The following is a 24,995-nucleotide window of genomic DNA, read 5'->3' as shown; positions in this document are numbered from 1 at the left end:
TTTGAGCAGAGACTCCCAGAGGGGATCAATGCATGTGAGTAAGAACAATGCCACCCAGGACAGCCAACCAACCGCCCGCAATGGCAGTGTAATGCAAGCCCTCACCCAATGTGGTCATGACTCCGCAGGCTTTGAATTTCGGGTCTTCGGCATCCGGATCACAACAGAGTCCCTCTTTGCTATAGCGACCCAGAATCCGGGGAGCCAACACAAAGATAATCACCGGTACAAAAGCAAAGAGCACTTTGAATCCGAACACCACCAGCCGCTCTGTGCTGGCCGGGCCATCGTGCGTGTAGTGGAGCAGGATAGCGCGCGAGATTCCGGACAGGACCAAAAGCGACACCACGATGCGCATTAGAGCGCGGGCTTTGGGAATAAAATTCACAACCAGGTTGTGCCTGGCTTCTTCATTTAAGTGAGCTTTCACAATCGGCATGAATCCGAAAGTGGCGATGAACATCCCGCCCAGGAAGATAGTGAAACACAGAATGTGAATCCAGTTGAGCACTACGTCGAGAACCGCCATGATTTCTCCTGTTTTAGTACATTTAGGCAGAATCAGCCGAAAAAATGGATGACCTTCTCGGCTATAGTATCGCATGCAATATAGCGGTGGGTGGTCGAGTGTCAAGAATTGATTTCAAGACCCATGTTTAAGGACACGATTAGGCGATTTTACAGGCAAGCCTGTTCTTAAATCTTCGCGCGCCAATCTGCCAATGTCATTCCTGCGAAGGCAGGAATCCAGTCTTCGATTTCAAAACTGGATGCCGGATCAAGTCCGGTATGACAAGGGGGCTCGCCATTGCGAGGAGGGAACGCGGTGACCGACGCGGCAATCTCGCTGGCAATGGGTGGCACCCTCAAACCCGGTTTGGGGGTGACTCTTGTTTTCCCCGCCCCAACTAAGCCGCTTCGGCGTGCAGCACCCAACACACAAAAAACAAGAACCGAAGTTCATGGTTCGACTCCGCTCACCATGAGGTGGGTGGGTGCGACGGGTGGCCGTCTCAAACCTTGTTTGGGACGGCGAGCAAGCCCGTGTCAGCAGTTGTTGTTTTTCGGTATCTTCAGAGCAAACAGCATGTCCACAAAAACGATCACCGCGCCGGCGATAAACGTCACCTCGTGACCGAACATGCTCCAGGCGATACCACCCACCACCGGAATGACAACAGCCGTGACATGGTTGGCTGTCATACCGAACGACAAACAACTGGTCAGGTCTTCGGGTGTCGAAATCTTGCGAAGGTACGACTTGAGCGCAATCGATGATCCAAACAAAACGTTGTCGACAAGATACAGTCCCACCAAAGCCGGTAGGTAGTCCACTATGGCATAGCCGAAAAAGATAAAGGTCAGAATCAGCGAACACCCAACCAACAGATTGCGCTCACCGACCCGGTCGCTGACTGTTCCCATCCAACGGTTGGTGAAAATCGTCACCAGATTGTTGGCCAGCATGATTCCGGAGATATAAGTGATGTCCAGTCCGTGGTTCTTTACCAGCAGGAAGATTGCAAAGGTCGTAAAGATATGCCTGCGGCAGCCGCGCAGAAATGATAGGGTGTAGTACAGCCAGTATTTCTTTTTCAGCTTCACTTTGCGGTGGTCTTGTTTGGTTCGGTTGGCCGGCAAAGCGATGCAGAAGTACAGCCCCACCAACACCACTAAAGCGCCGAAGATGTAGAAGGTCGTCCGGTAGTCCAGATACAACGTAAGCAGCATGACAAGTCCGGCCCCGACCAGCCCGGCGGCTGATTCCCATGAACGCAGTTTCCCTTGCGCTTTTCCCAACTGGGCGGAGTCGGTCAGGTTCAACAGTTGGGCCGAATTGGTCGGTTCGAAGTAATGGAATCCGAACGACATCAGCACCGTAGCAATGCCCAATCCGACCAACGAAGGCGCCCAGCCCGAGACCAGCAGCCCCAGACCGACCACGATAATCGATAACGATGCGATCCGAGATTCGGTGAAGTAAACAGCCAACGCCCCCACGCCGAAAGCCAGCAAGCCGGGGATTTCACGTACCGCCTGAATAACGCCGACATCGGTGGCCGAGGCATCGAACAAGTCGACCGCGAAATTGTTGAACATGACCCGCCAGGCATAGAATCCGATCCACACCACCGAAGCCGACAACGTTATACTCACGATTGAGACGTTTTTGATGCGCCAATTCATAGGCTTCAGAAGATAACACAAGATGGAACAATCTCGCAGGGAAAAATGGGAGACAATGGATGCAAACGCCCAACCTGCCTGTTTTTTTCACTTCATTAATCCTTCTCGCTTCGTAGATGTCTTATATTGGTGAACTTGCAGCGTGCGGTGCGGTCGTGCGTTTGACAATTCGTTACCGCAGTGAAACGTCAAGGTGAGGACAACATGCCCAAGACAGCTAACTTCGTCGCTACCATTGTTCTGATAGCTCTCATAACCACAGTTTCTGCAATTGCCCAGTCTCGGGGGGGCGGCAACGCCGACAGAGGTGAAAGGCGCCGACGTATGGGCGGCACGGTCGAGGGGTTTGTGATAGATTCGGCGGGCGGGCAACCTATCGAGTACGCTACAGTGACGTTGTTCAGTCTGAGAGACTCCAGTCAGATTACCGGCGGCGTTACCGACACCGCCGGCTACTTCAAACTTACCCGTCTCCGACCGGGACGGTATTTCATGCAGGTCAGGTTCGTCGGCTATCTTATATCTACCATCGACAGCCTGGCCATAAGTCGCGAAAGCCGACAGGTCGATCTTGGAGAGATTCAACTAATCCGTTCGGCCGTCGACTTAGGCGAGGTAACGGTCAGCGGTGAGCGACCGGCCATCGAGTACAAGATCGACAAGAAGATTATCAATGTCTCCGAGATGCCTACCGCCGCCTCCGGCACGGCGGTGGATGTATTGGAGAACGTGCCGTCGGTGGAGGTTGATATCGAGGGGAACGTCAGCCTGCGCGGTAGCGCCAATTTCACAGTGCTGATTGATGGTCGTCCATCGATTCTGGAGTCCAACGAAGCGCTTCAACAGATTCCGGCCGGCACGATTGAAAATATCGAACTGATCACCAACCCCTCGGCCAAATATGATCCCGACGGCAATTCCGGAATCATCAACGTAATCATGAAAAAGGACAGACCCCAGGGTATCAGCGGTATCAGCAATCTGAATCTGGGTACTTACAACAATCATGGCGGGGACCTTCTTCTCAGTCGGCGCCTGGGCAAGATCAATTTGGTTTTGGGCGGCAACCTGGGGAAACGGGGACATCCAGGCACAACCGAATCGGAGAACCGGACCCTTCTCAACGACACAACATCTTTCACACTCACAAATGGCGACAACGAGCGGCGCAGGAAGTCTTACAGTTTTCGCGGCGCCGCTGATATGAATATCAGTCCGCGCGATTATTTCAGCCTTGGTTTCCGCTATGGCTATCGATCTAGTGAGCGTGAGTCGGACCTGGACCACGATGCCTGGATTGAACCGGGCGGAGTTCACCACTATTATACAAACGCCAGTAGTTCGGAAAGATCGGGTGACTACTATTCGATCCACGGAGATTACCGGCACAACTTTTCTGAGGATGGACACGAACTGGCCGCTCAACTGATCCGACAACATCGTGAAGGTGATGAAAAGACCACCAACGAACTACTGGACCTCGACGGTGCCGTAAACTCGGGCCAACGTTCCACCGAGTTGGGACCATCGACGACCTACCGAATGAAACTTGACTACACTCTCCCGCTGAACGGTGATGGTCGATTCGAAGCCGGTTACCAGAGCCGGATCGGTCGGTCCGATGACATCACCGAGTCGTATGAACTGGACACGACAGCATCGGTCTACCGGTTTCAGCCCGAGTTCAGCCACACCGTCGACTACACCCGCGATATTCACTCGTTGTATTCACTCTACTCAGGCTCCCTCGGTAGGCTTGGATATCAGGGCGGTATACGCGGCGAGTACACCAAACGTGCTGTTGAGCTGTTGGGAGAGGGTGAGGAATTCAGTATTGATCGCTGGGACTACTACCCCACCGCCCACTTCTCAATGCAGTTGAACGACGGACAGCAGTTGATGGCCAGCTACGCCCGTCGGCTTCACCGGTCGCGTGGCTGGTATCTGGAACCTTTCGAGACGAGATCGGACGCATACAACGTTCGTCGGGGTAACCCCGAACTGTTGCCCGAGTATATAGATTCCTATGAAGCGGGTTACCAGCGGCGAATAGGTGGTAATCTTTTGTCGGTCGAGGGTTATTACCGTGTCACGCATAACAAGGTGGAACACATCCGGTCGGTCTATGAGCCAAACGTCATGCTGACCACGATTGAAAACGTCGGCACCGATTACTCCCTGGGGGCGGAGTTCATGTTTATGCTCGAACCGACAAAGTGGTGGCGATTGAACCTTATGGGCAGCTTGTTCGATTATCGTGTCGAAGGGGAACTGAACGGACGATCATTCGACCAGGACAGTTTCAACTGGAATATGCGCATGAACAACTCACTTCAGGTAACGGCCACTACCCGGCTCCAGTTGGACGGCATGTACCGGAGTCCATCGGCTTCGTCGCAGGGCGAACGCGAAGGGTTTTTTATGGCCAACGCAGCAGTGCGCCAGGACTTCTTCGCGCGCACCTTGACGGCGACGCTTCAGGTGCACGATCTCCTGGGAACGGCCAATCGAGAATCAACCTCGCAGGGCGCCGACTTCTACAATTATAATCTCCGTGAACGAAAGTCCCCGACCGTCTCGTTCAACTTGCGGTTCAATTTCAACAACTACAAAGAGGAGCGCAGCCGCGACGGAGATCGCGCGCGCGGCTCAGGCGGCGAGGGGATGGACGACAACGATGACTTTTAGGATTGCGGGTTAGGGCACTAACGGACGTGGCAAGAAGCAGGCTTGCCTGTCAGGAGCACGGGGCTCCTGACCTACAACTGTGAGCCGTCATGCTGGCGAAGGCCAGCATCCAGTCTTCGCATCTTAAGCTGGATTCCGGGTCAAGGCCCGGAATGACAAAACTGGGGACCAGTTGTCAGTCTTGTAGGTCAGGCCTCTCTTCTCCTGGAGACATGACGCAGTCGTAAGTTGGGTGGGGTACCGCTCATGCTTCGACTCCGCTCAGCATGAGGTGGTGTATAGCAGCATCATCTGGGGCAGATGTGGACATCTGCCGCTCACCGCACACCACTCGCACTCCAAAAAACTTCGCATTTGGGCAAAAGAGTGCTTGACAAACAATCGGCCAGTTGTTACCATAGCCGTGAAACAAAATTGATAACTACGTACAACTGAAGGAAAATAACCACAAGCAGGTAACCCCTGTCTTAGGATTATTGTATAGCATTTGAGCTAAAGGACAACTAAACCAAGACCCCGCTCCGAATAGGAGAGTACGTTTTGTCCTTTAGCGCTTTTTTATGCCCGCCAACTCACTCGGCCAGGACCTCGATGCAGGTCGGGCCGGATGATCTCATGCCCGCTTCAGGACAGACGCTTCACACAAACCACACTCAAATCACCTTCGCCGGCCCTCATCATGCACCGACAACTTCGAAAACAGGGTCTCAGGAGGGAGGTCTGCCGATCAGTCCGGTCGCAGACCTCGAAAACATGCCGGATTTGTTGTCCGATAATGCGGTCAACAAGCCGGTGATGACGTTTTTCCCGGAGCACTTTTGTTTTTCCAATCCGCAGGCTGAGCGTATCGGGTGGCCGGTATGCAACAACTCCTGCGATTCTGTTTTGTTGCACTGCACCGAATGGGCCTGGGAGGCTTGTCTTGATTGGGAGACGGTGTGCGATCCGTCTTTCGATTCTTTGCTGGTTCAGTGCGACACTACTTTGATAGACACCGGTAGCGTGATCGCCAAGGGCGGCACGCTATCGGTGATTTCAACGCTCGTGGGTGACATCGACGGCAGCGGATCGTTGCCGAAAGATATCGCCGACCTGGTCTATATGGTGGAATGGATATTCGATGGCGACCCAACACCAAGATGTCCGCTGACAACCGACCGCAACGGGGACGGTCTGGTTGGCACTGCGGATTTGGTTTGCGGGGTCGACACGATGCTCCCGCCGGACTAGATCAGGTCTCTGGTACCCGGTGGCGTTGGGTCAAGCGTCGCCGGGTCAGGCTTCGCAGGGCGGATCAGGAGGACCGGCAGGGATACCGGCCTCCTGCCCGCTCGGCTATACAGATGAAAACGTCGGCAACGAGGTTAAGACAAAGTCGTAGAAAACCAGTTTTCAGAGAGAGAAGTTACTGTGCTCAATTCTACGGGTGGGATTTATCCATGCAAGCTGGCGTCGGCCACTCTTTTTGCGATGGCCTGGCCATTGGCAGTGTCGGCCAATCCCGAAATTGTCCTCAATGTCGGCCATGTTACCGCGCTTCCCGGACAGTCGGTGGAGATACCTATCTATCTCACCAATCAAGTGGATACGGTTGGCGCCTTTGAATTCTGGGTTCAACTGGACCGGCCCGGTATAGTGAATTTTACCAGTATTGTGACCCAACGATATGACACTACGTGGTGGCGCTGTACCGACGTGTATCAACAGGTTTGTGATGACTCGGTGCGGGTGCCGCCGGATGCGCCATGGGACTTCATGCATGTGGACACATCCTCGATCAGTATCGGCACTGTGGATGCATCCGGCACTCTGGTCGAAGACTGGGAGTTTCTCCAGGCACGTTCGGTCGGTGGCTACGGGCAGGACCTTAATGTGGTTGGTTTCTCTGAAGTACATGAGGCGGTCAGAGCCAGAGGTATCCTTCCGCAACAGGACGGATTGTTGGTCAAACTTCTGGCCGAGGTTCAGCTGATCCCCGACAACCAGACCAACCGCACGGTGAATGTCAACGTGCGATCCGGAATGCATGATCGTTTCGGGTTCTCCGATCACTCGGGAAATCCACTTGGCTTGAGTTGCGACTCAGTACCGGATACGTCATACTTCTATTGCCCTTGGTGGCAAGGTAACTACTGTTTGCACTGGGTGCGAGTCTCGGGACCGCCCGCGGATTCCATGAGCATCGATATTGTCTGGCGTTGCGTCACTGACACCGGCACCGTCCACGCCCTAAACGGCTCGATCACTGTGCTGGACGAAACCACCTACGGTGATGCCGACTGCAACAACTCTGCCGACATCGCCGATCTGGTTTACTTCGTCGACTTCATGTTCCGAGACGGGCCGCTACTGCCATGTCCGAAGAACCTGGAATGCGACAACGACGCTGAGATAACAGTGACCGATTTGATTTGTCTTGTTGAATGGATGTTTCCCCGTCATTAGACGGGATTACAGGCGCCCGGCGGTGTTGGGTCAAGCACCGCCGGGCCAAACTATACCGGCCACCGACCTGTGATTAAGGTTGACCAAAATGGATTGCCAGGTATATTACCAACGAAGCGCACTGAAGCCTATCCGAATTACTGATTAGAGCAGTGTCTGAGTCTACTTCTTGAGTCGTAAACGAGAAACGCACACATAGATGTTACGCTGAATGACTGTATAAACAGCTTTTCAACAATCACCGGAGGGACCTATGTCCTTAAGAAACCGCCTGCTAACTCTCATCACTATACTATTTGTTGCTGCTGTCGGTCTTGGCGTCAGCGGCAGTCCGAATGGAGCCCTGGATTTGGAAGTAGTTGTTGATGTCGGGGATGTCACTGCATACCCCGGTGAAGTCGTCGAAGTCCCGGTGTACTTGTCGAATTATGTCGATACCATCGCCGGTTTCAATTTCTGGGTGCAGATGGACAACCCGGAACTCATGGAGTTCACCACGGTCATGGCGGAAGTTGTCGATACCACCTACTGGCTGTGTACCGATTGGCTCGACATTACATGTGTCGATTCAATGATGGTGGGAGGAGGAGGTGCGTGGGACTTCTATCACGTCGACACCAACGATATGTTGGTCGGAACACTCGACACAACAGGAACTCTTGTCTCGGGTTGGGAGTGGGTGGATGCAAGGTCGCTCAGTGGTTACGGTACCGATCTGAATGTTGCCGGAATCGCAGACTTGCCCGGACCACCCGTCACACCGGGTGTCGCTCCCCAGGAGAGTGGATTACTGATCAAGCTCGTAGGCCAGGTCTATGATATTCCCGACACCATGACCGAACGCACAGTGAATCTCCTGGTGCAGACCAGTTTCCTCGCCCATTTCAATTTCTCCACGCCGTCGGGTGAGAGTATCGGTATCGTGTGTGACTCTGTTCCCGACACAACATTCTGGTATTGTACCAACTGGGCCGGGGATGTCTGTCTCAATTGGACACAAGTCCCGGGACCGCCGTATGATTCGATCAGTATCGACGGGTACAACATCAATTGCCACATAGATACCAGTGTCGTGCATGTTCTCGATGGGTCGGTTACCGTCCTGGTGCCGGACCCGCCGGTGTACGGCGATGCCGACTGTAGCGGATCGGCCGACATCAGTGACTTGGTGTATGTCGTGGACCATATGTTCCTGGGCGGACCTCCAATGCCGTGTCTTGAAAATGTTGACTGTGACCTTGACGATCTGCTTACGGTCACCGACTTGGTCTGCCTGGTGGAGTGGATGTTTCCTCCGCAGTAGGTTTTATTCACACAGATTCGTAGGGCAGTAGCAGGACGGAACCCTCTTAGCGGTTCCGCCAATGAAACCCGGCAGAACCGAAGGCGGTTCTGCCCTACGATTTCCCACAGCAAGGGGCTTTTTGATAAACCCTGATTACGTTGTGTCGGGTCCTGAACGCGCCAAAGGCGTGGTTGTGACCCGACACGCAACTACTTGTCAGACATGGGCAGCGGGCCAATGGCACTTTTTCAACACTCCCCAAGCTGGTGGGCCACCCATAGTTCTTAGTAGGGCGGCATCCCTGCGCCGAAGGTCCGCCGCAGGAGGGATGCCGCCGATTCCGGCAGGATCACAGGGATCCTGCCCTACAATGTCCTGTGCGCGGCACACCCTCGGGTCTGCCCGTTGAAATGAAGATGGCGGGTCCGCGGACGGACCCACCCTACGGGCTCACGGAATATACTCAATCACCACAGAAACGTGCGGACGTTGGGCGCGCTTAGCGCGAAAAAGTGATTTATCACCCTTCGACTCCGCTCAGGGTTCCTGTGCGCGGCACACCCTCGGGTCTGCCCGTTGAGCTGAAGATGGCGGGTCCGCGAACGGACCCACCCTACGGGCTCACGGAATATACTCAATCACCACAGAAACGTGCGGACGTTGGGCGCGCGTAGCGCGAAAATGCAATTTATTGCCGCGAAGCGCGAAAAAGCAATTTATTGCCCCATGAAGGGGTACTTATATGACTTTGGTGCGACAAAACTCTCTTTGATCGAACGCGGCGATGCCCACCTGAGCATATTCTGGATTCCACCCGCCTTGTCGTTGGTACCCGAAGCACGGCCACCACCAAACGGCTGCTGACCCACAACGGCGCCCGTCGGTTTGTCGTTAATATAGAAATTGCCGGCTGCCTGACGAAGCATCCGTTCGGCCAATTCGACAGCTTTGCGGTCACGTCCGAAGATAGCACCGGTCAGCGCGTATGGCGATGTTGTGTCGCACAGGTGAAGGGTCTTGGCATAGTCGCCATCATCATAGACAAAGATCGTAACAACCGGACCGAAAATCTCTTCCTCGATCGTCTTGCTGTGCGGATCGGATGTCAGTATCGCCGTAGGTTCGATAAAGTAGCCTTTCGATTTGTCATAATTGCCGCCGACCAGTACTTCGTCGGTGTCGGCAGCCTTGGCATGATCGATAAAGGCCGTTATGGAATCAAAAGCGGCTTCGTCGATCACGGCGTTGACGAAATTCGTGAAATCTTCGGGATCACCCATCTTGAGTTCACCTACCTGCGCTACGAACTTTTCTTTGACCTCAGGCCAGAGTGATTTCGGAATGTAACACCGCGATGAGGCCGAGCATTTTTGCCCCTGGAACTCATAGCAGCCGCGCACCATGGCAGTGACCAATTGGTCAACATTGGACGAGGCATGGGCAAAGATAAAGTCCTTGCCCCCGGTCTCGCCGACGATGCGTGGGTAGCAACGGTAGCCGGCAATGTTCTCGCCGACCGTCTTCCACATATTCTGAAAGACGGCTGTTGAGCCGGTAAAGTGAATCCCAGCCAGGTGCTCGTTCTTCAACACTGTGTCACCGATTGCTGCGCCGCGCGCAAAGATGAGATTGATTACACCATCCGGCAGTCCGGCTTCAAGGAGGATTTTCATGAGCAAATGCGAAGTGTATGTTGCCGTCGAGGCCGGTTTCCACACCGCGACGTTACCGAGCATAGCCGGTGCGGTCGGCAGGTTGCCGTTGATCGAGATGAAGTTAAACGGCGTGACGGCAAAGATGAACCCCTCAAGCGGACGATGATCCATGCGGTCCCATATACCCGGTGCGCTTTCGGGTTGCACTTCGTAAATTTGTTGCATGTAATAAACGTTGAAACGCCAGAAGTCGACCAGTTCGCAGACGGCATCAATCTCTGCCTGATAGATATTTTTGGAATGAGCCAGCATGGTCGCGGCGTTCATTATGTGCCGGTATGGTCCGGCCAGAAGATCGGCCGCTTTCAGAAAGATGGCCGCCCGATGTTCCCACGGCACCAGCGCCCACGACTTCTGAGCTTCAACGGCCGACGCGACCGCTGAGGCAACCTCGCCCGCTGAACCCTGATAGTAAGCACCCAGTTTCAGGCTGTGGTTGTGAGGCGCACTGATCTCTATCTTTGTGTCGGTGGTCACTTCCTTGCCATTGATGACCATCGGAATCTCAACCGGGTTTCCTTTAAGATCGGCCAATGCTTTCAGAAGTTCGGCCCGCTCCGGTGAGCCGGGTGCGTAGTCTAGGATCGGTTCGTTCTGGGGATAAGGGACATTAAATCGGGACATCGTTTCCTCCGGGCAGACACTGTCTGCCACTCTAAGCAAATCATCTTTCACGGCCAAAGGCAGGCATTATTCCCGCCCAAAATCAGGGCCAATAATAACAGGAAAGGTGATCGATGGCAAGGTGCCTGATTTGGTTTTTTCAGGATCAGCCTTCGAAGCCGCTCAGGGTGAGGAAATAAACCACTGTTTCGCCCTTCGCGCTTCCGTCACCTGTCATGCCGGACTTGATCCGGCATCCAGTCTTGATTAGTCTTGTAGGGCTGGTCTGTCTTCAGACCTGCCGATAGTGGCGGGTCCACGCCGCGGCGCGCAAGCGAAGACGGACCCACCCTACCTAAGTAGGCCGTTTCATCAGCGTCATGACCAGCCGCACCGCAGCGGTTGCCGCCCAGACGATTTCCAGAATTACAAACGGAATGGCGCCACCCGCCCACGCATACCAGGCGGCCATCAGGGCACCGACAACGTTCATCGAAAGATAGACGGCACTGCGCTCGGACAGTTTACGCACCAGATTAAGCGCAAACGCTATCAGCAACAGCGCCACGCCGATGGAGCCTATGTATACCGGGGGTATGCTAATAGACGCTCCCCTCACAGATTCTCATAGTTGGGACCTTCACCCCCCTGCGGCACGACCCAGCGGATAACCTGGTACGGGTCGGCGATGTCGCAGGTCTTGCAGTGGACGCAATTCGACGGCGTCAATTGGAGTTTGGTCTTCCCCTCGCGTTCGGGATCGTCAACCATCTCGTACACCTGCGTCGGACAAAAATGCTGACAAGGGTTGCCGTATTCTTCGGTGCATTGGTTGTTACAGATATCAGTGTCGGTAATCACCAGGTGCGAAGGTTGCTCTTCCTCATGCTGAGTGCCGGACTTGTAAACGTCGGTGAGTTTATCGAAAGTGTACTCGTTATCGAATTTGACAGCTATCTTCTCCGGCAACCGTCCGGCCTGACGACCGTATTCATCGAGCTTGCACATGTACTCGTGGTCGCGCTTGTTGACCCGCCGTTCGTACAGACCTTTGCCTCCCGAGATCATCTGCAACATGCCGTGGACCAACCCCGAGAGTAGTCCGCCTTTGAATCCTGAGTGGAAGTTGCGCGTTTTGTACAGTTCTTGTTGGGCCCAACTACTGTCGAATCGTTGCTGGTATCCGCGCAGCGCCTCGACCGTGAAATCGTCGTTCTTGAGACAGTCGAAAACCGTTTCGGCGGCCATGATGCCCGACTTGATGGCCAGATGGATCCCTTTTAGTTTCTGGGGATTCAGAAGGCCGGCCGAGTCGCCGCACAGCATTAACCCATCCGAGGTCAGCTTTGGTATCGCAAAGTAGCCGTTATCGGGAATAGTCTTGGCGCCGTAGTGGAGCATCGTGCCGCCTTCAAGGATCTTCTTCACAAAAGGATGCGTCTTGTAACGCTGGAATTTCATGTGCGGATCGTTGGTTGGATCGGGTGAATTGAGACCGACCGCGTAGCCCACTGAAACCGTTGTCTCACTCATGGCATAGATCCACCCGCCGCCATATTCGCTGGACGGTTGCGGCCAACCGATAGTGTGATAGACCTGACCCGGTTTGATTCGACCTTCGGGTACCTGCCAAACCTCTTTGACGCCGGTAAGGTACGCTTGCGGCAGACAGTCTGCTGTCAGTTGGGGCATCTTTTCGAATGCCTGGCGGGTCAGCGAACCATGCACACCCTCGCACAGAATCGTCACCTTGGCTTCGATGACAGAACCCGGCTCGAAATTTGACCTCTGGTTGCCTTCTTTGTCCAGCCCCATGTCGACAGTCTGAACACCGGTGACTCGTCCGTCCTTAACGATTAACTCAGAGCCGGCCAGCCCCGCAAAAATGTCGACGCCTACAGACTCGACCTGTTCGCCCAGCCAGGCCGTGAACTTGTTGAGGGATACAATGTAATTACCGTCGTTGCTGACTGCTTTCGGCATAAACGGAAACTTCAGCGCGGTTTCATTCCCGAAGTAGTACATGGCATCGGCCGAGACCGGAGCCTCAAGCGGCGCACCTTTTTCGACAAAATCCGGAATGAGTTCAGCAATTCCTCGGGGGTCCATCACGGCACCCGAAAGCGAGTGCGCACCGACATGAGAGCCTTTTTCCATCAAGAGTATTTCGGGCATTTCTACTGAGCCGTCGGCCTGTACTAGTTGGGCTAGTTTATAGGCCACGGCCAATCCAGCCGTTCCGGCGCCAACGATAAGAATATCTGTAGGGAGAACTTCACGCTCTATAGTCATCTTGCATTCCTTTGTTCACGCATCAATTATGTCGCACCGAATATACGATTTGTAGTTGCAAACGCAATATTGAAGCATGGAACCACGTTCGCGCCGTTGTAAAACCATACGTCGTGTACCTGAATTGTTGGCTGTGGGCGGCGAATATGGGTGGCACACGAATCCCACCCGCCGCAAAGCCTCTGGGTGGGGTACCGAAGCAGATCCCACCTCATGGTGAGCGGAGTCGAACCATGACCTTCCGCCCCAAACAAAGTTTGAGACGGCCACCCGAATCGAAGGCTGGATTCTGGCCTTCGAAAAAATGACTGAGAAAAAGAAGATGGATTCCAGCCTTCGCCAGAATGACACCCCGCGCCACGCGGGGTCCTTTGCGCTTCGCGCACCCATCGATTGCAGTCGGAGTGACGAAGGAGCGTGGGAATAACAGAGAAGTGCGGCAATGACAGAAGGGGTGCAGGACGGTCACTTAATCAAACAGCGGGTGATCTCATCGACCAAATAGAAGCCTTCGTCGGATAGCCTCAGCTTACCCCGGTCAGGTAACAGATGACCGGATTCAACCAACCTGCGATAATGACTTTGGTCTAAACGATCCCGCAACGATACTCCGAAACGCTTGACGAACCGCTTACGACTAATCCCCTGCGTCGTGCGCAATCCAAGCATGATCGCCTCGGTCATACGTTCGTCCAGACCTGATTCATCCACGACCTGGGGCAGATGGCCCTTGTCCAGCGTTTCAATATACCGATGCAAATTGTCATAATTGAACAATCGTTGACCGTCGATGAACGAATGCGCCGATGGTCCCAGCCCCAGATACTCATCCCCCTCCCAGTAGCCGAGGTTATGCCTGCACTCGAATCCGGGTTTGGCGAACGACGACACTTCGTAGCGGCGGTAGCCGGCCTCTTCCATCTTCTGCACCCCGGCGCGGTACATAGCCAAGTTCAATTCCTCATCCGGCAACTTGATCGAGCCGTCGGCCACCCGGTCGGCCAGGACCGTGCCGTCCTCGATGGTAAGCTGGTAAAACGAAATGTGCGGCGGGGCCAGGTCCACAAACTGTTCGAGGTCGGCCGAGAGTTTATCGCTGTTCTGTCCCGGCAGGCCAAAGATCAGATCAAGACCAAAACTGGCAAAGCCCAGCGCGTTGGCATGATACACCGCGCGATGACTATCTTTGGGTGAGTGTCTGCGGTCGAGTAGTTTCAAGAGTTGTGGATCGAAAGACTGAACGCCGAAGAGAGGACGGTTGACGCCCAGCGATTGCCAGGATTGAAGCAGCTCCAAACTGACCGACTCCGGATTGGACTCGACAGAAAACTCGAAATCATCTTCGACGATAAAGAGATCACGGACCTGGGCCAGCCAGTCTTCCAGCAATTCCACCGGCATCAGCGACGGCGTGCCGCCGCCTATGAAGATTGACCTGACGCGACGCTTGCCGCACTGCCCGGCAATCAGATCGGTTTCTGTTCTGAGAGCATCGAAGAATTGCTTCTGAAGTTTTGTGTCGTGCAGTTCTTTATAGAAGTCGCAATAAGAGCAGCGATTACGACAGAAAGGATAGTGAAGGTAGAGTCCGAGCGGCATGGTCAGAGACTGGCGCCGAGCCGATCCCAGCGAACGTGCGAGGGGAAATTGTAGATTCCCCACCCGATCCACTGAACGGCGTCGATCACGTATGGAAAAGACCAGCCCGGAGTGTCGGCATCCGGCTGCCAGGACCAGTAAACAAATACCGCCTTACCCCGAAGGTTTTCTTCCGGCACAGAACCCCAAAAACGACTGTCGCGGCTGTCATCACGGTTATCGCCGAGTACAAAATACTCACCGATCGGCACCGTGTAGGGGCCAAAATTGTCCCTGAAGCTTAGCTCGCCCGGCAGAATGCGTCCATCGGTGTTCTTCGATGTAGCCGGTATCGCTGCAATCTCCTCATCCACGTAGACTGCTTTGTCGGCCACCTGGACGGTCTGTCCCGGCAGAGCCACAATGCGCTTGATGAAGTCTTTGTTGGGGTTGTTGGGGTACTTGAATACAATGATGTCGCCGACCTGGGGAGGCTGGCCGAAGGAGTAAGCCAGTTTGTTAACAAAGAGATAGTCCCCTTCGTACATGGCGTTTTCCATCGAAGCCGAACTGACCCGGTAGGCGCTGACGACAAACAGCCGAAGAAGCACAGCCGCCAATAGGGCCAAAAGACCGGTTTCGAGATACTCCCGCCATAACGGTTTCTCCGGTCGACGATCAAGCAGTTTGGCCGATTCGCGATGAACCTCGGCTTGCTTGAGATCCTGTATCAGAAAGTCCTCGTCCATACTTAGAAAGTTATCGGTTTCACCCCACAATTCTTTAGCGTCGCAGGGCATGATTCATGCACAAATATAAGCCCGGCTTGTAGATACCGCAACGACTGGTTAACCTCGCATGGGAGTCAAAACCGCTCTATACTGAAACAACGAAGGAAGTTAGACCTATTGCATTATTGCCCAACTTCTTGTACCGTAGGGTCTGGGCTTGAGAATAGAATGCGAGTCCGGTATGAAAGCAGGGTGGTCCAGAGCGCCGAGGGCTAGTTGAAAAAGTCCCTCTGGACTGTTGCGGTGGGTCCTGTCCGCCGTGGCGGACGCCAGCGAATCCGTGTGACCCGCCGCCCCTGTCCAATATGGATTTAGGTATCGGGTCACAATCACGCCTTCGGCGCGATCAGGACCCGACACAACGTAATCAGGGTTTATCAACACTCCCCGGAGCGTGGGTTGCAATCATTATCAAAGAGGTGAATGTGAACAGCAAGAACGACCTATTGCATAAAAAGCTTTGCCCCAAGAGCGGCAGCTTCGAGACTGAGTGGATGCTGGCCAACGAAATGGGGCCTAATGCTATATGGCTGGCCGAAATCCTCGCCGAACGAATGAGGTTGAAAGAGAACATGCGTGTGCTCGACCTTGGATGCGGCCGTGGAATGACCTCCGTATTCCTGGCTAAAACCTACGATGTTAATGTATGCGCAACGGATTTATGGATTAATGTCGATGATATCTGGTCTGTAGTTTCAGACGCCAAAATGGATAACAAAGTATTTCCAATCCAGGCGGAAGCTCACAACCTTCCTTACGCCGCAAAGTACTTTGAATCGATTATTAGCATCGATTCCTACCAGTATTACGGTACTGATGATTTGTACCTGGGATATATCACTCGACTCCTGAGAGACGGTGGACAATTGGGACTGGTCATGCCGGCAATGATGAAAGAGTTCGACAAACCGCCCGAGCATCTTACCAGAAAACAGGCATCCGGCGGCGTCTTTTGGGACCCAAAGGAGTGTTTCTGTCTTCACACGCTCGATTGGTGGACAAACCATTTCTCTCGCCCCGGTATCGTCGATATTGAAGTTGCCGAAACCATTCCGGACGGTTGGAAACTTTGGCTGGAATGGGAACAGATCAAAAACGGCGGTGGCTTTTCGGGATTCCCAAGTGATGCAGAAACAATCTCAGCAGATGGCGGCGAATACATAGGCTTTGTCCTGTTCATATTGAAGACAAAACCGAGGGGTAAGAGCGAGCTCGGTCATTCGCTTAAGTTACGGCTATAGTTGCAGGAGTATCCGCAGGTGTTTCGTCAAGTGGGTGGCCGCCTCAAACCTTCAGACTGTATCGCCATGGCAAGTTCCTCCGGTTCCTGCGTTCGCCGAAGGCGAGCGTGTGAACCGGTGGTTCCTGAGGTTGCTCTCTCACAACAGCATGCCGAGAATCGCAGGGTCACAATCCCGACTGCGTCGAGACCAGGACCCTGCGAAACCACACTATGACAGAGCCTGCTTGTTTGGGGCGGATAGCAAGACCAGATTCTGGCGACGCTGTTTCAACCTTCTCCTATGCGGCTCAAAAGAAATCGCTCACGTAGAGAAAACCGTAACCCATATAGAGGTAGCGCACGAAGCGAGCGGCAACAATCGTTATGAAAAACGGAAGACTCGGGTACCGCTTGGCGCCGCAGGCTGCGTAGATTACGTCGCACGGCAACGGCGATGCGGTGCCGAAGAATAAGATCATCGTTACATACAGTCTCGATTTGCCGTAGGTCCAGGGGTTTTTTTGAAGATCGGGGAAACGCCGTTTCACCCAAGACCGGTCCCCCATGTAGCGCCCGATGGCAAACGTCGTGTATGACCCCAGCGCCGAGCCGAGCGCCATCACCGCGGCCAGCCTGACCACGCTCAACCCCAGAGCGGCCCCGGCCACCGCATAACCCCAGACCGGCAGCATTATAGGTGTGCAGGAAACCGCCGTTACGAGAAACAGAATGACATCAACCCAATCCTGACCAAAGCGCGTCAGCAATGATACGCCGTAGTCGTTGATGTCCGTTCTGAACAAAGCCACCAGGACCACACCAACCAGGACGATGGCCAATGTGACCAGCGGAGCGACCAACCAGTTTTTGTTCATCGAATTGGCGTCTGTCGAACTGGGAGTAGCTGTTTGTTGGTTGGTGGGTGCACTGCTGTCTGTCATGTTTCCTCTGGTATACTTACGTCGTCAGAGTACGAGTCGTTGCCCGCCAAGTCAACAAGTGAGTCGGTCTGATGCAAGGCGGCAAACAGGTCGGACTGTCCTTTGCGCGCCGCTGCGTGAACCCGCCTCTGTCGGTAGCAGGCACCCCACGCAGAGGCTTTGCGTCGGGTGGTCGCATTGAATTAGACAGGCTTGATAAAAAAAAGTTACCCATCGGACCGCCCAAAGAGTAATCTATGTAGCCGGACGTGCAAGCATGGTTCTTTTGAAATAGAGGAGAAGAAATGACTGAGGAACAACTGGAACCCGGGTCTGTCGGCTGGATGGACCTGACTGTGAAGAAAGCTGGAGAGGTGCGTGATTTCTACAAGAACGTGGTCGGGTGGACAACCGATTCGGTCGATATGGGCGGGTACAATGACTTTGTGATGATTGAGCCGGGAAGGGAGCTGCCGGTGGCCGGCATCTGTCATGCGCGCGGCACCAACGCCGGTCTGCCTGCCCAATGGTTGATCTATATCACGGTGGCCGACCTGGACGCAAGTATCGCGTCGTGCAAGAAACTTGGCGGTGAGGTTATACGCGACGCGACTGAACTGACTTCCGACAGCCGCTACTGTATCATCAAAGACCCGTCTGGCGCGGTGGCCGCACTCTTTGAGAAGAAGTAGTCTTGTGGGCCAGGTCTCTCTTTTCTTGGAGTTGGAATAAATCGCCGCCTAGTCAGCAGAAGGTTTCATGTTTGCGGATGTTGATTGTAAAGAGAGGTCTCCTATCATATCAAAACGGGTCCGTCTTCGCCCTACGGGGACTCGCCGGACACCGTCCGGACCTCAGGCGTACGCCCGAACAGCACCCAGGCGTTGAAAGCGATGGTGATAATCATCCCCACCGCGGCCAGGCTGGTGAATATCGCCGGGTCGCCCAATCCGGGCAAAGGGAGAACGCCCAAAGACAGAAACATGAAAACAGAGACAACGGCCAGGAGCAACTTACGTTTGTGAGTTGCCATCATATCGCTGACCATAAAAGTCAACAGCCAGATAGTACCTATCGGAATGTAATCACCCCAGGCTCCTTTACTGACCAAGGCGGCCAGATTCAACAAAGCCAGCCACACCAACAATTGCCGATGTCGATTGCCGTTGACACGTGCAGCCAGGAGAGCAACGACAAACACCAAAACCGTGTAAACCAGATGCACCGTGTTGGCCAGCGAGATAGACATACCCGGCAGACCCAGCACACCGAGCTTGAAAACGAAAGCGAAGGGTGATTGGTTGCCCGCTATGAGCAAGTCACGGAATTCCGGCCAGATCTCTGCGAACGCAAAGGCGCTGCCGTTTTGAATCGCGGGAATCTGGTAGGTGAAGAAGGCAACAAACGGTTCCGTGCCAACCACCATCAGAGCAAGCAGAGAGAATGCTACACAGAAGCCCAAAGTCCAACCTGCTTCTTTCCAGCGGCGTTTTGCCAACAAGTAGATCAGCAGAATTCCCGGAGCCGCTTTGGACAACATGGCGAAGGCCAATGAAGCGCCACCAAGAAAATACCGCCGACGGGCAAACCACATCATACCGGCCACGGCCAAAAAGACCGACATCAGGTGAAACTGTCCATACTGAAGGTTGGCCAGTACCGGAAACGATATCCACAGCAGAGGGATCAACAATGCTGCCATCAACCCGACCTGCCCGCCGATAAACCTGGCCACCGTCCAGGCGATGAAGCCAAAGAACAAAGCCTGTAAGGCCAGCCAGAACGTTTTAATCAGATCAAAATCGTTAGTCAATGCAATAGCCAAACGGGGCAGCACCAAAAACTGAGGGGGATACTGATATGGATCCTCGGGGTGTAGGTTATTAATAGTTGTGCGGATATCGGCGTCCGGGTTGAGTCCGGGGTAGTAGCTTTGGTCATAAACATTGTCCACACCCTGACGGTTGAGATCAGCGGCGTAGATATATGCAACCATGCACATGTGTTGGGCGAAGAGCGGGTTCTTGGTACTAATCCACCAGTCCTGCGACGGATCACTTACCCAGCTTGATAGACGAGCGGTCTGGACAACCATCAGGAGAGCCAAGACTACCAGCAGCATTGTTCGCACCGGGAAACGGTGCAATGATCCATCCATCCAGACCGGCAAGCGACGGGCAATCATGTTGCTCAGCAGTACGCCAACTGGACAAACGAGCGGCACGGCCAAAAGCGGCAGTAGGAGCGAACGGTCCACCAGCGCCAAGATTATCACGGTGGCCAACGATACCACCAGGGAACTGAGATAGGCCGAAAGTCCGCGCGGCCACTGTCGACTCAGAAACGCCGAAACCAGCATTACAAGCGCCACCGCCAGCACTATGTCGTAAACGGCGGTAATCGCGTCGGCATCAAACGCTTTTCTTAGCAGCGTTGCCATGGCATGAGCCAGCGGAATGGCCAGCGTGGTGGTGATACTATACGCAGCGATACAACGTTCGAATCCGACTTTCATGACATGACCTCCAAAAAACCGCCATGGCCCGAGTGTTCTTTCGAATATGAACCAGCCCGGCTGGACCGCCGGGTGGTCCTGCTATTTCCCGGAACCGACGATTGTTTCATATATTTAGTGGGTCAACATACTCCACTTTATATAAAAGTCAAGTCAGAAACCCATGTTAAGATAGTTTTTCGGAGAGGGCTTACGGAGTCTCGTCATACTGGGGAAAGCCAGTATCCAGGTTCTTGGGGGACGGCCCACTTTCTGTCATTCCGGCGAAGGCCGGAATCCAGGTCTTCGGTACCCCACCTAGAGCCTTGCGGCAGGTGGGTCTCAAGGCTTGACAGAGTATTAGTAAGGCGGGTCCGTCTTCGCCTGCACGCCGCGGCGTGGACCCGGCGATAAATCGCTTTTTGGCGCTTCGCGCCTTTGTTAAGTGCGCGGCGAGTGGAAGCTACTTGTGGCCGTCCTCCTCTGCCCCAGTTTATGCGGGCGGCGGACGCCAACATGAATGTTGCTCTAAACGAGCCTTGTTTACTATCTTGTTCTACAGATAAAGCCTGCTTGCATACCTCGCACAGGTAGGATACAAGAAATTCCGGCGAAAGGGAGTGGACCATGGGTGATCGAAGCAGTCTCCAGAAAATCGACAATATGGATTTGTACTATTTAGGTTTTGTGATGCTAGACCGAGACCGCGACGTGGCACTCAAAATCGATAACATGGATGTCTATTATCTGGCCTTGGCGTACCTCGACAACGACAACGATGTGCTCCGTAAAATCGACGGCATGGATCTGTATTACTTGGGATTAGCAATAGTTGGAGGTGACTGGGACGTGCTCACTAAGATTGATAAGATGGACTGGTACTATTTGGGACTGGCAATCAGAGATAAGGATGCGAACGTGCTGCCGAAGATTAGCGACATGGACATTTACTACTTGGGACTGGCAATAGTCTGATGGAATGCTTGGTTAACTGTCTGAGTAACCGTAGGTCGAAACCCCTGTGGTTTCGTCATCACGCGCCTTGAAAGCCATTTATGGCCGCGTGATTCTTCACTCCACCCTCCCGCTGGAGTAGAGGGATTAGTAGGGCGGGTCCGTCCTCGAACCCGCCAACAGGAATTCGTAAGGCGGGTCCGTCTTCGCCTGCACGCCGCGGCGTGGACCCGGCGGAGTTCTTCATGCTTCGACTTGGCTCATACCTCGACTGCGCTCGGTATGATAGGGTGGTTAGTCATTGCGAGGAGGGAACACAGTGACCGACGCGGCAATCTCGCTTCGCGACAATATGAGATTGCCGCGGCCGTACCGCGTGGCGCGTCACTCCCTCGCAATGACGACAGGCGGTGCTTTTTCCACCCAACGTGAACGGTTGGCCGCCCCACAATCTGCTATGCGTGAGCCCACCCGGCGCAAAGCCTCTGGGTGGGGTACCGAGGAAAGGAAACGCCTCGGTTCTGCTTATGGCGACGAAACAAACCTACGGCGATATCCTCTTCAAAGTCCCCTCTTGAGAGAGGATTTAGGGGTGTGTTATTGACTTGCCGCAGCGACGCCACTTGGCGGCAGATGTGGACATCTGCCAGGCACTGAACAAGCAAAGATGGATTCCCCTTCCCGCCTTCGCGGGAATGACAAGAGAGGTGCGGGAATGACGAGGGGGTGTGCAGGAAGCGTGAAAGTAATTCACCACCCAATGAATCTACACCGAGACTTTCTCAGATACCTGCGAACGGAAGAACTCGACAGTGCGGTGCAAGCCTTCATCAAAGCCCACTTCCGACTTGTAGCCGAACTGTTCGAGCTTGTCGATGGCCGCGTATGAGTGCAAAATGTCACCCTGTCGGGGCGGTGTATAATGTGCCTGGATGTCCACCCCGATGATCTCGCGGAGTTTGTCCAGCAATTGATTAAGCGTAAACTGCCCGCCACAGGCGACGTTAAACTGATCGCCCACTATCGATTCATTGGTGGCAGCCAGGATATTGGCCTGCACACAGTTGTCTATGTAGGTGAAGTCGCGTGACTGCTCCCCATCACCGAACACCACCGGCTGCTGGCCGTTCAACAGGGCGATTATCCACTTCGGGATGACGGCGGCATAATCACCACCCGGATCCTGCCGTGGTCCGAAAATGTTGAAGTATCTCAGTGACACCGTGGGAAATTGATACAGCTCCCAGTAGACGCGCAGATAATGTTCGCAAGTCAGTTTGGTGATGGCATACGGTGAGAGCGGGCTCGGCTCCATGCCTTCATGTTTGGGCAGCTCTTCCGATTCGCCGTAGATCGACGATGACGACGCCATGACCAGTTTTTTTACACCGGCCCGACGGGCTGCTTCAAGTACGTGCAGTGTACCGTCGATGTTGACGGCATGAGATGTCAGCGGGTTGGCAATCGAGCGCGGCACCGAGGGCAGGGCGGCCTGGTGTAAGACGTAGTCCATGCCGTCGACCGCCTGGACAGCTGTCCAGTAATCACGAATGTCGCCGTCGATCAGCTCGACCTTATCACCCAGAGCCGCGAGGTTTTCACGACGGCCGGATGAGAAATTGTCCAATACACGCACCCGGTCTCCGTTCTCGACCAGGCGGGTGGCGATGTTGGAGCCGATAAACCCGGCTCCACCGGTAATCAGATAGTTCATCAGTGGGCGTTGCCTCTCACGTTAAGTGCTGCATCTACCCCATTATCGACAGTTTCAAATGGAAACTCAAGCAAAACAGGGTTATTCGTGGATGGGCGGTTCCGTCTCCTCCACAGCATCTACTATGTAGAGGGCGGCAAAAGTGACGATCATTGGCATGATCGGAAAGTGAAACCGGGCATGGCCGAAGAAGACAAAATGAACCGCTGTCCAAAACAGAATCGTCACCCACAACAGATATCCCCCCGGCCGGCGACCACTGCTTCGAGCATAAACCACCAACCCGAAGCCGCCAAAAAGCAACACCATTATATAGTAGCCCTGGCTGTACATGGCCACCAGCACGGACCAGTCAACCCGTGAGTTTTCGGCCGCCTGTTTCATTTGATAATGAATTGCGGTCAGATCACCGGCGAAAAAGTAGCCAATCTTGAGGAGACCACGTTTGAGGAAAGCCACCGGGTCCTGCCGGATGAAGGCCCATCCCCGACGCCAGCCGACACTGTCGATATACGCCTCGCGGGTGGCATCGTGGGTGTTGAATTCGACCGAGTCCACCTCGATCCAACCCATACCGCTGCCCGGATTGTTACCTATCATAAAGTTGATACCGCCGTTGGTGCTTACTCGGGCGCGGCCCACGGCCTGATGGTTGCGGACGATCCACGGCGTTACTACCAGGGCCAATGCGGCCAGCACAAGAACGGTCTGGGTCGCCGCTTTCTTAAGGCTGCCCGATTGCAGGAAGAACAACGGCAACAGGACCAGCCAGTAGACCTGGGTGAGCGCACGGGTCAGCGTGGCCAGACCCAACAATACTCCGCCCGCAATCGGCAGGAGATAATCTCCCATGCTGCGAGTCAGACGGCGTTGTGGTAAAGGTGCTGTCAGACGACTCGCCTGACGGCCTTCGGATTGCAGAGCAGGCGTCACGTGGGGTCGCATGACGCCACCCTTGAACCAACCTTGAATTCCACGTGCATCGGCAGGGATGAACATCAGGAGTGACAACAAGAACAGCGGTGTGAACAACATCTCCGAGGCCAACAGATTGACGAACAGAATCTGACTGGGGAAGAACATCATTATAAGCAGACACCAGCGTCCGGTTTTTTCGCCGAAGATGCGTCCGGCGATTCGGTAGCTCAGCCACCCGATGCACAGACTCAGAAAGATATTCGCGAGGACACCAGCCAGGGGGGCATGTCCGAACAGGTAGTACAGTCGCGACAAGAAAAACGGATAGCCCACCGGATAGTAGCCGGTGAGATGCTCACCGTTGTAATAGCCGCCCTGTTGCACCCAGGTCCAGGCGAGCTCGTCGTAGCCCTGGTAATCGATGTAGAGAGGTATCTCCATGCACAGGATAACCAGAACCCGCAGGATCAATCCGGCTGACAAGACGATAGTGAGAAAGTCGGCGGTCGACGATGTGTTGATATGGTGGTGTAACCAGCGAAAGAATCGGTGCACGCCCCCCCTGAAGAACAGATAGAATCCGATCACGCCCAACGAAGCCAGCACCACGCGCAACTCCAGCATGGTTGCATCTCCGATGTCGCCATCCGGACTGATGAAAAAGAACCACCGGGCGATCCGGTCAAATGCGATCGCTGAGGTCAACCCGATAAGTAGCAGCACTATGCCGCTGGTTTGTCGTATCCATTTGTCGATCATAATAGCTTGGTGCGCCAAGATAGGTTGCGGTGGAGTGTGGGGCAATTTGTTTTTGGCTTGTGCAGCGAAGCCCGGACGAAGGGGCTTGTCGACCAACCCTCGTTTGCCGTCATTGCGAGGTATCACGCGAAACGCGTGATGCCGCGGCAATCTCAATTCGTCGTCCAGCGTGCAACATGAGATTGGCCCGCCGCCGGCGTGATCAAGACCCAACACAACCTCATACTGAGCGGAGTCGAAGTATGAACTTCCGCCCCCATCGGACAGGCTGTGTCATAAACGAGTTTCGCAGGGTCCTGATCTCGACGAAGTCGGGATTGTGACCCTGCGACTCTCACTAAGGCGTTGTGTAAGAGAAGCCTTTGAAACATCCGGTTCACACGCTCGCCCTCGGCCAACGCAGGAACCGGAGGAACCTGCAATTGCGACA

General features: G+C 54.3%; 18 protein-coding genes. 7 read left to right on the top strand and 11 right to left on the bottom strand.

The window, feature by feature from the left end; genetic code table 11:
- Nucleotides 1-25: 25 nt before the first annotated feature.
- Nucleotides 26-529, bottom strand: coding sequence for a hypothetical protein (locus OEV49_11545; protein ID MDH3891709.1), 504 nt, complete (start codon nt 527-529; stop codon nt 26-28).
- 518 nt (nt 530-1,047) lie between these two features.
- Nucleotides 1,048-2,208, bottom strand: coding sequence for an MFS transporter (locus OEV49_11540; protein ID MDH3891708.1), 1,161 nt, complete (start codon nt 2,206-2,208; stop codon nt 1,048-1,050).
- A gap of 183 nt (nt 2,209-2,391) precedes the next feature.
- Between OEV49_11540 and OEV49_11535 the strand changes: the two genes are divergently transcribed.
- The 4 genes from OEV49_11535 to OEV49_11520 all read left to right on the top strand — a co-directional run bounded on the left by OEV49_11535 (nt 2,392) and on the right by OEV49_11520 (nt 8,623).
- Nucleotides 2,392-4,875: a TonB-dependent receptor gene (locus OEV49_11535; GenBank protein MDH3891707.1), complete on the top strand. Its 2,484-nt coding sequence runs from the start codon at nt 2,392-2,394 to the stop codon at nt 4,873-4,875.
- Between the two features lie 615 nt (nt 4,876-5,490).
- On the top strand, nt 5,491-6,105 hold the full coding sequence (locus OEV49_11530) for a hypothetical protein (GenBank protein ID MDH3891706.1): 615 nt from the start codon (nt 5,491-5,493) through the stop codon (nt 6,103-6,105).
- Nucleotides 6,106-6,285: 180 nt separating this feature from the next.
- Nucleotides 6,286-7,320: a hypothetical protein gene (locus OEV49_11525; GenBank protein MDH3891705.1), complete on the top strand. Its 1,035-nt coding sequence runs from the start codon at nt 6,286-6,288 to the stop codon at nt 7,318-7,320.
- A gap of 253 nt (nt 7,321-7,573) precedes the next feature.
- Nucleotides 7,574-8,623: a hypothetical protein gene (locus OEV49_11520; protein ID MDH3891704.1), complete on the top strand. Its 1,050-nt coding sequence runs from the start codon at nt 7,574-7,576 to the stop codon at nt 8,621-8,623.
- A 698-nt stretch (nt 8,624-9,321) separates the two neighbouring features.
- Here OEV49_11520 and pruA read toward each other — a convergent pair.
- From pruA to lepB, 5 genes are all read right to left on the bottom strand, one after another.
- The gene (gene pruA / locus OEV49_11515) at nt 9,322-10,944 is read right to left on the bottom strand and encodes an L-glutamate gamma-semialdehyde dehydrogenase (GenBank protein ID MDH3891703.1); all 1,623 of its coding nucleotides are present in this window, start codon (nt 10,942-10,944) and stop codon (nt 9,322-9,324) included.
- Nucleotides 10,945-11,278: 334 nt separating this feature from the next.
- On the bottom strand, nt 11,279-11,542 hold the full coding sequence (locus OEV49_11510; protein MDH3891702.1) for a hypothetical protein: 264 nt from the start codon (nt 11,540-11,542) through the stop codon (nt 11,279-11,281).
- Nucleotides 11,539-13,215 carry an electron transfer flavoprotein-ubiquinone oxidoreductase gene (locus OEV49_11505; protein ID MDH3891701.1) on the bottom strand — a complete coding sequence of 559 codons (1,677 nt, stop codon included), beginning with the start codon at nt 13,213-13,215 and terminating at the stop codon, nt 11,539-11,541. The genes OEV49_11510 and OEV49_11505 overlap by 4 nt, the downstream gene beginning before the upstream one ends.
- 465 nt (nt 13,216-13,680) lie before the next feature.
- Complete coding sequence (gene hemW, locus OEV49_11500; GenBank protein MDH3891700.1) at nt 13,681-14,814, bottom strand: radical SAM family heme chaperone HemW; 1,134 nt, start codon at nt 14,812-14,814, stop codon at nt 13,681-13,683.
- Nucleotides 14,815-14,816: 2 nt separating this feature from the next.
- Nucleotides 14,817-15,593 carry a signal peptidase I gene (gene lepB / locus OEV49_11495; GenBank protein MDH3891699.1) on the bottom strand — a complete coding sequence of 259 codons (777 nt, stop codon included), beginning with the start codon at nt 15,591-15,593 and terminating at the stop codon, nt 14,817-14,819.
- Nucleotides 15,594-16,009: 416 nt separating this feature from the next.
- Here lepB and OEV49_11490 point away from each other — a divergent pair, with 416 nt between their 5' ends.
- Nucleotides 16,010-16,825 carry a methyltransferase domain-containing protein gene (locus OEV49_11490; GenBank protein ID MDH3891698.1) on the top strand — a complete coding sequence of 272 codons (816 nt, stop codon included), beginning with the start codon at nt 16,010-16,012 and terminating at the stop codon, nt 16,823-16,825.
- 289 nt (nt 16,826-17,114) lie between these two features.
- On the opposite strand, the gene OEV49_11485 is transcribed toward OEV49_11490, so the two are convergent.
- Complete coding sequence (locus OEV49_11485) at nt 17,115-17,747, bottom strand: VTT domain-containing protein (GenBank protein MDH3891697.1); 633 nt, start codon at nt 17,745-17,747, stop codon at nt 17,115-17,117.
- 284 nt (nt 17,748-18,031) lie between these two features.
- On the opposite strand from OEV49_11485, the gene OEV49_11480 reads away from it, so the two are divergent.
- On the top strand, nt 18,032-18,418 hold the full coding sequence (locus OEV49_11480) for a VOC family protein (protein MDH3891696.1): 387 nt from the start codon (nt 18,032-18,034) through the stop codon (nt 18,416-18,418).
- 131 nt (nt 18,419-18,549) lie between these two features.
- Here the strand turns inward: OEV49_11480 and OEV49_11475 are convergent, their stop codons facing one another.
- Nucleotides 18,550-20,241, bottom strand: a complete 1,692-nt coding sequence (locus OEV49_11475; GenBank protein ID MDH3891695.1) for a DUF2029 domain-containing protein — start codon at nt 20,239-20,241, stop codon at nt 18,550-18,552.
- Between the two features lie 606 nt (nt 20,242-20,847).
- Between OEV49_11475 and OEV49_11470 the strand changes: the two genes are divergently transcribed.
- On the top strand, nt 20,848-21,195 hold the full coding sequence (locus OEV49_11470) for a hypothetical protein (protein MDH3891694.1): 348 nt from the start codon (nt 20,848-20,850) through the stop codon (nt 21,193-21,195).
- A gap of 745 nt (nt 21,196-21,940) precedes the next feature.
- Here OEV49_11470 and OEV49_11465 read toward each other — a convergent pair.
- Together OEV49_11465 and OEV49_11460 are read right to left on the bottom strand one after the other, a co-directional pair.
- Complete coding sequence (locus OEV49_11465) at nt 21,941-22,888, bottom strand: SDR family oxidoreductase (protein MDH3891693.1); 948 nt, start codon at nt 22,886-22,888, stop codon at nt 21,941-21,943.
- Nucleotides 22,889-22,969: 81 nt separating this feature from the next.
- Entirely contained in the window at nt 22,970-24,565 is a 1,596-nt protein-coding gene (locus OEV49_11460; GenBank protein MDH3891692.1) for a glycosyltransferase family 39 protein, read from the bottom strand.
- Nucleotides 24,566-24,995: the final 430 nt, after the last annotated feature.

It is taken from the genome of Candidatus Zixiibacteriota bacterium, from assembly GCA_029860345.1.
GTDB lineage: Bacteria > Zixibacteria > MSB-5A5 > GN15 > FEB-12 > JAJRTA01.
Note: the sequence above shows the minus strand (reverse complement) of the source record. Positions and strands in the feature narration are given on the sequence as shown.

What these genes read in the sequence shown, in the direction of transcription:
- OEV49_11475 (MDH3891695.1), bottom strand. Translation starts at nt 20,241, where the DNA reads ATGAAAGTCGGATTCGAACGTTGTATCGCTGCGTATAGTATCACCACC.
- OEV49_11465 (MDH3891693.1), bottom strand. Translation starts at nt 22,888, where the DNA reads ATGAACTATCTGATTACCGGTGGAGCCGGGTTTATCGGCTCCAACATC.
- hemW (MDH3891700.1), bottom strand. Translation starts at nt 14,814, where the DNA reads ATGCCGCTCGGACTCTACCTTCACTATCCTTTCTGTCGTAATCGCTGC.
- OEV49_11485 (MDH3891697.1), bottom strand. Translation starts at nt 17,747, where the DNA reads ATGACAGACAGCAGTGCACCCACCAACCAACAAACAGCTACTCCCAGT.
- OEV49_11535 (MDH3891707.1), top strand. Translation starts at nt 2,392, where the DNA reads ATGCCCAAGACAGCTAACTTCGTCGCTACCATTGTTCTGATAGCTCTC.
- OEV49_11480 (MDH3891696.1), top strand. Translation starts at nt 18,032, where the DNA reads ATGACTGAGGAACAACTGGAACCCGGGTCTGTCGGCTGGATGGACCTG.
- OEV49_11530 (MDH3891706.1), top strand. Translation starts at nt 5,491, where the DNA reads ATGCCCGCTTCAGGACAGACGCTTCACACAAACCACACTCAAATCACC.
- pruA (MDH3891703.1), bottom strand. Translation starts at nt 10,944, where the DNA reads ATGTCCCGATTTAATGTCCCTTATCCCCAGAACGAACCGATCCTAGAC.
- OEV49_11460 (MDH3891692.1), bottom strand. Translation starts at nt 24,565, where the DNA reads ATGATCGACAAATGGATACGACAAACCAGCGGCATAGTGCTGCTACTT.
- lepB (MDH3891699.1), bottom strand. Translation starts at nt 15,593, where the DNA reads ATGCCCTGCGACGCTAAAGAATTGTGGGGTGAAACCGATAACTTTCTA.
- OEV49_11505 (MDH3891701.1), bottom strand. Translation starts at nt 13,215, where the DNA reads ATGACTATAGAGCGTGAAGTTCTCCCTACAGATATTCTTATCGTTGGC.
- OEV49_11470 (MDH3891694.1), top strand. Translation starts at nt 20,848, where the DNA reads ATGGGTGATCGAAGCAGTCTCCAGAAAATCGACAATATGGATTTGTAC.
- OEV49_11545 (MDH3891709.1), bottom strand. Translation starts at nt 529, where the DNA reads ATGGCGGTTCTCGACGTAGTGCTCAACTGGATTCACATTCTGTGTTTC.
- OEV49_11520 (MDH3891704.1), top strand. Translation starts at nt 7,574, where the DNA reads ATGTCCTTAAGAAACCGCCTGCTAACTCTCATCACTATACTATTTGTT.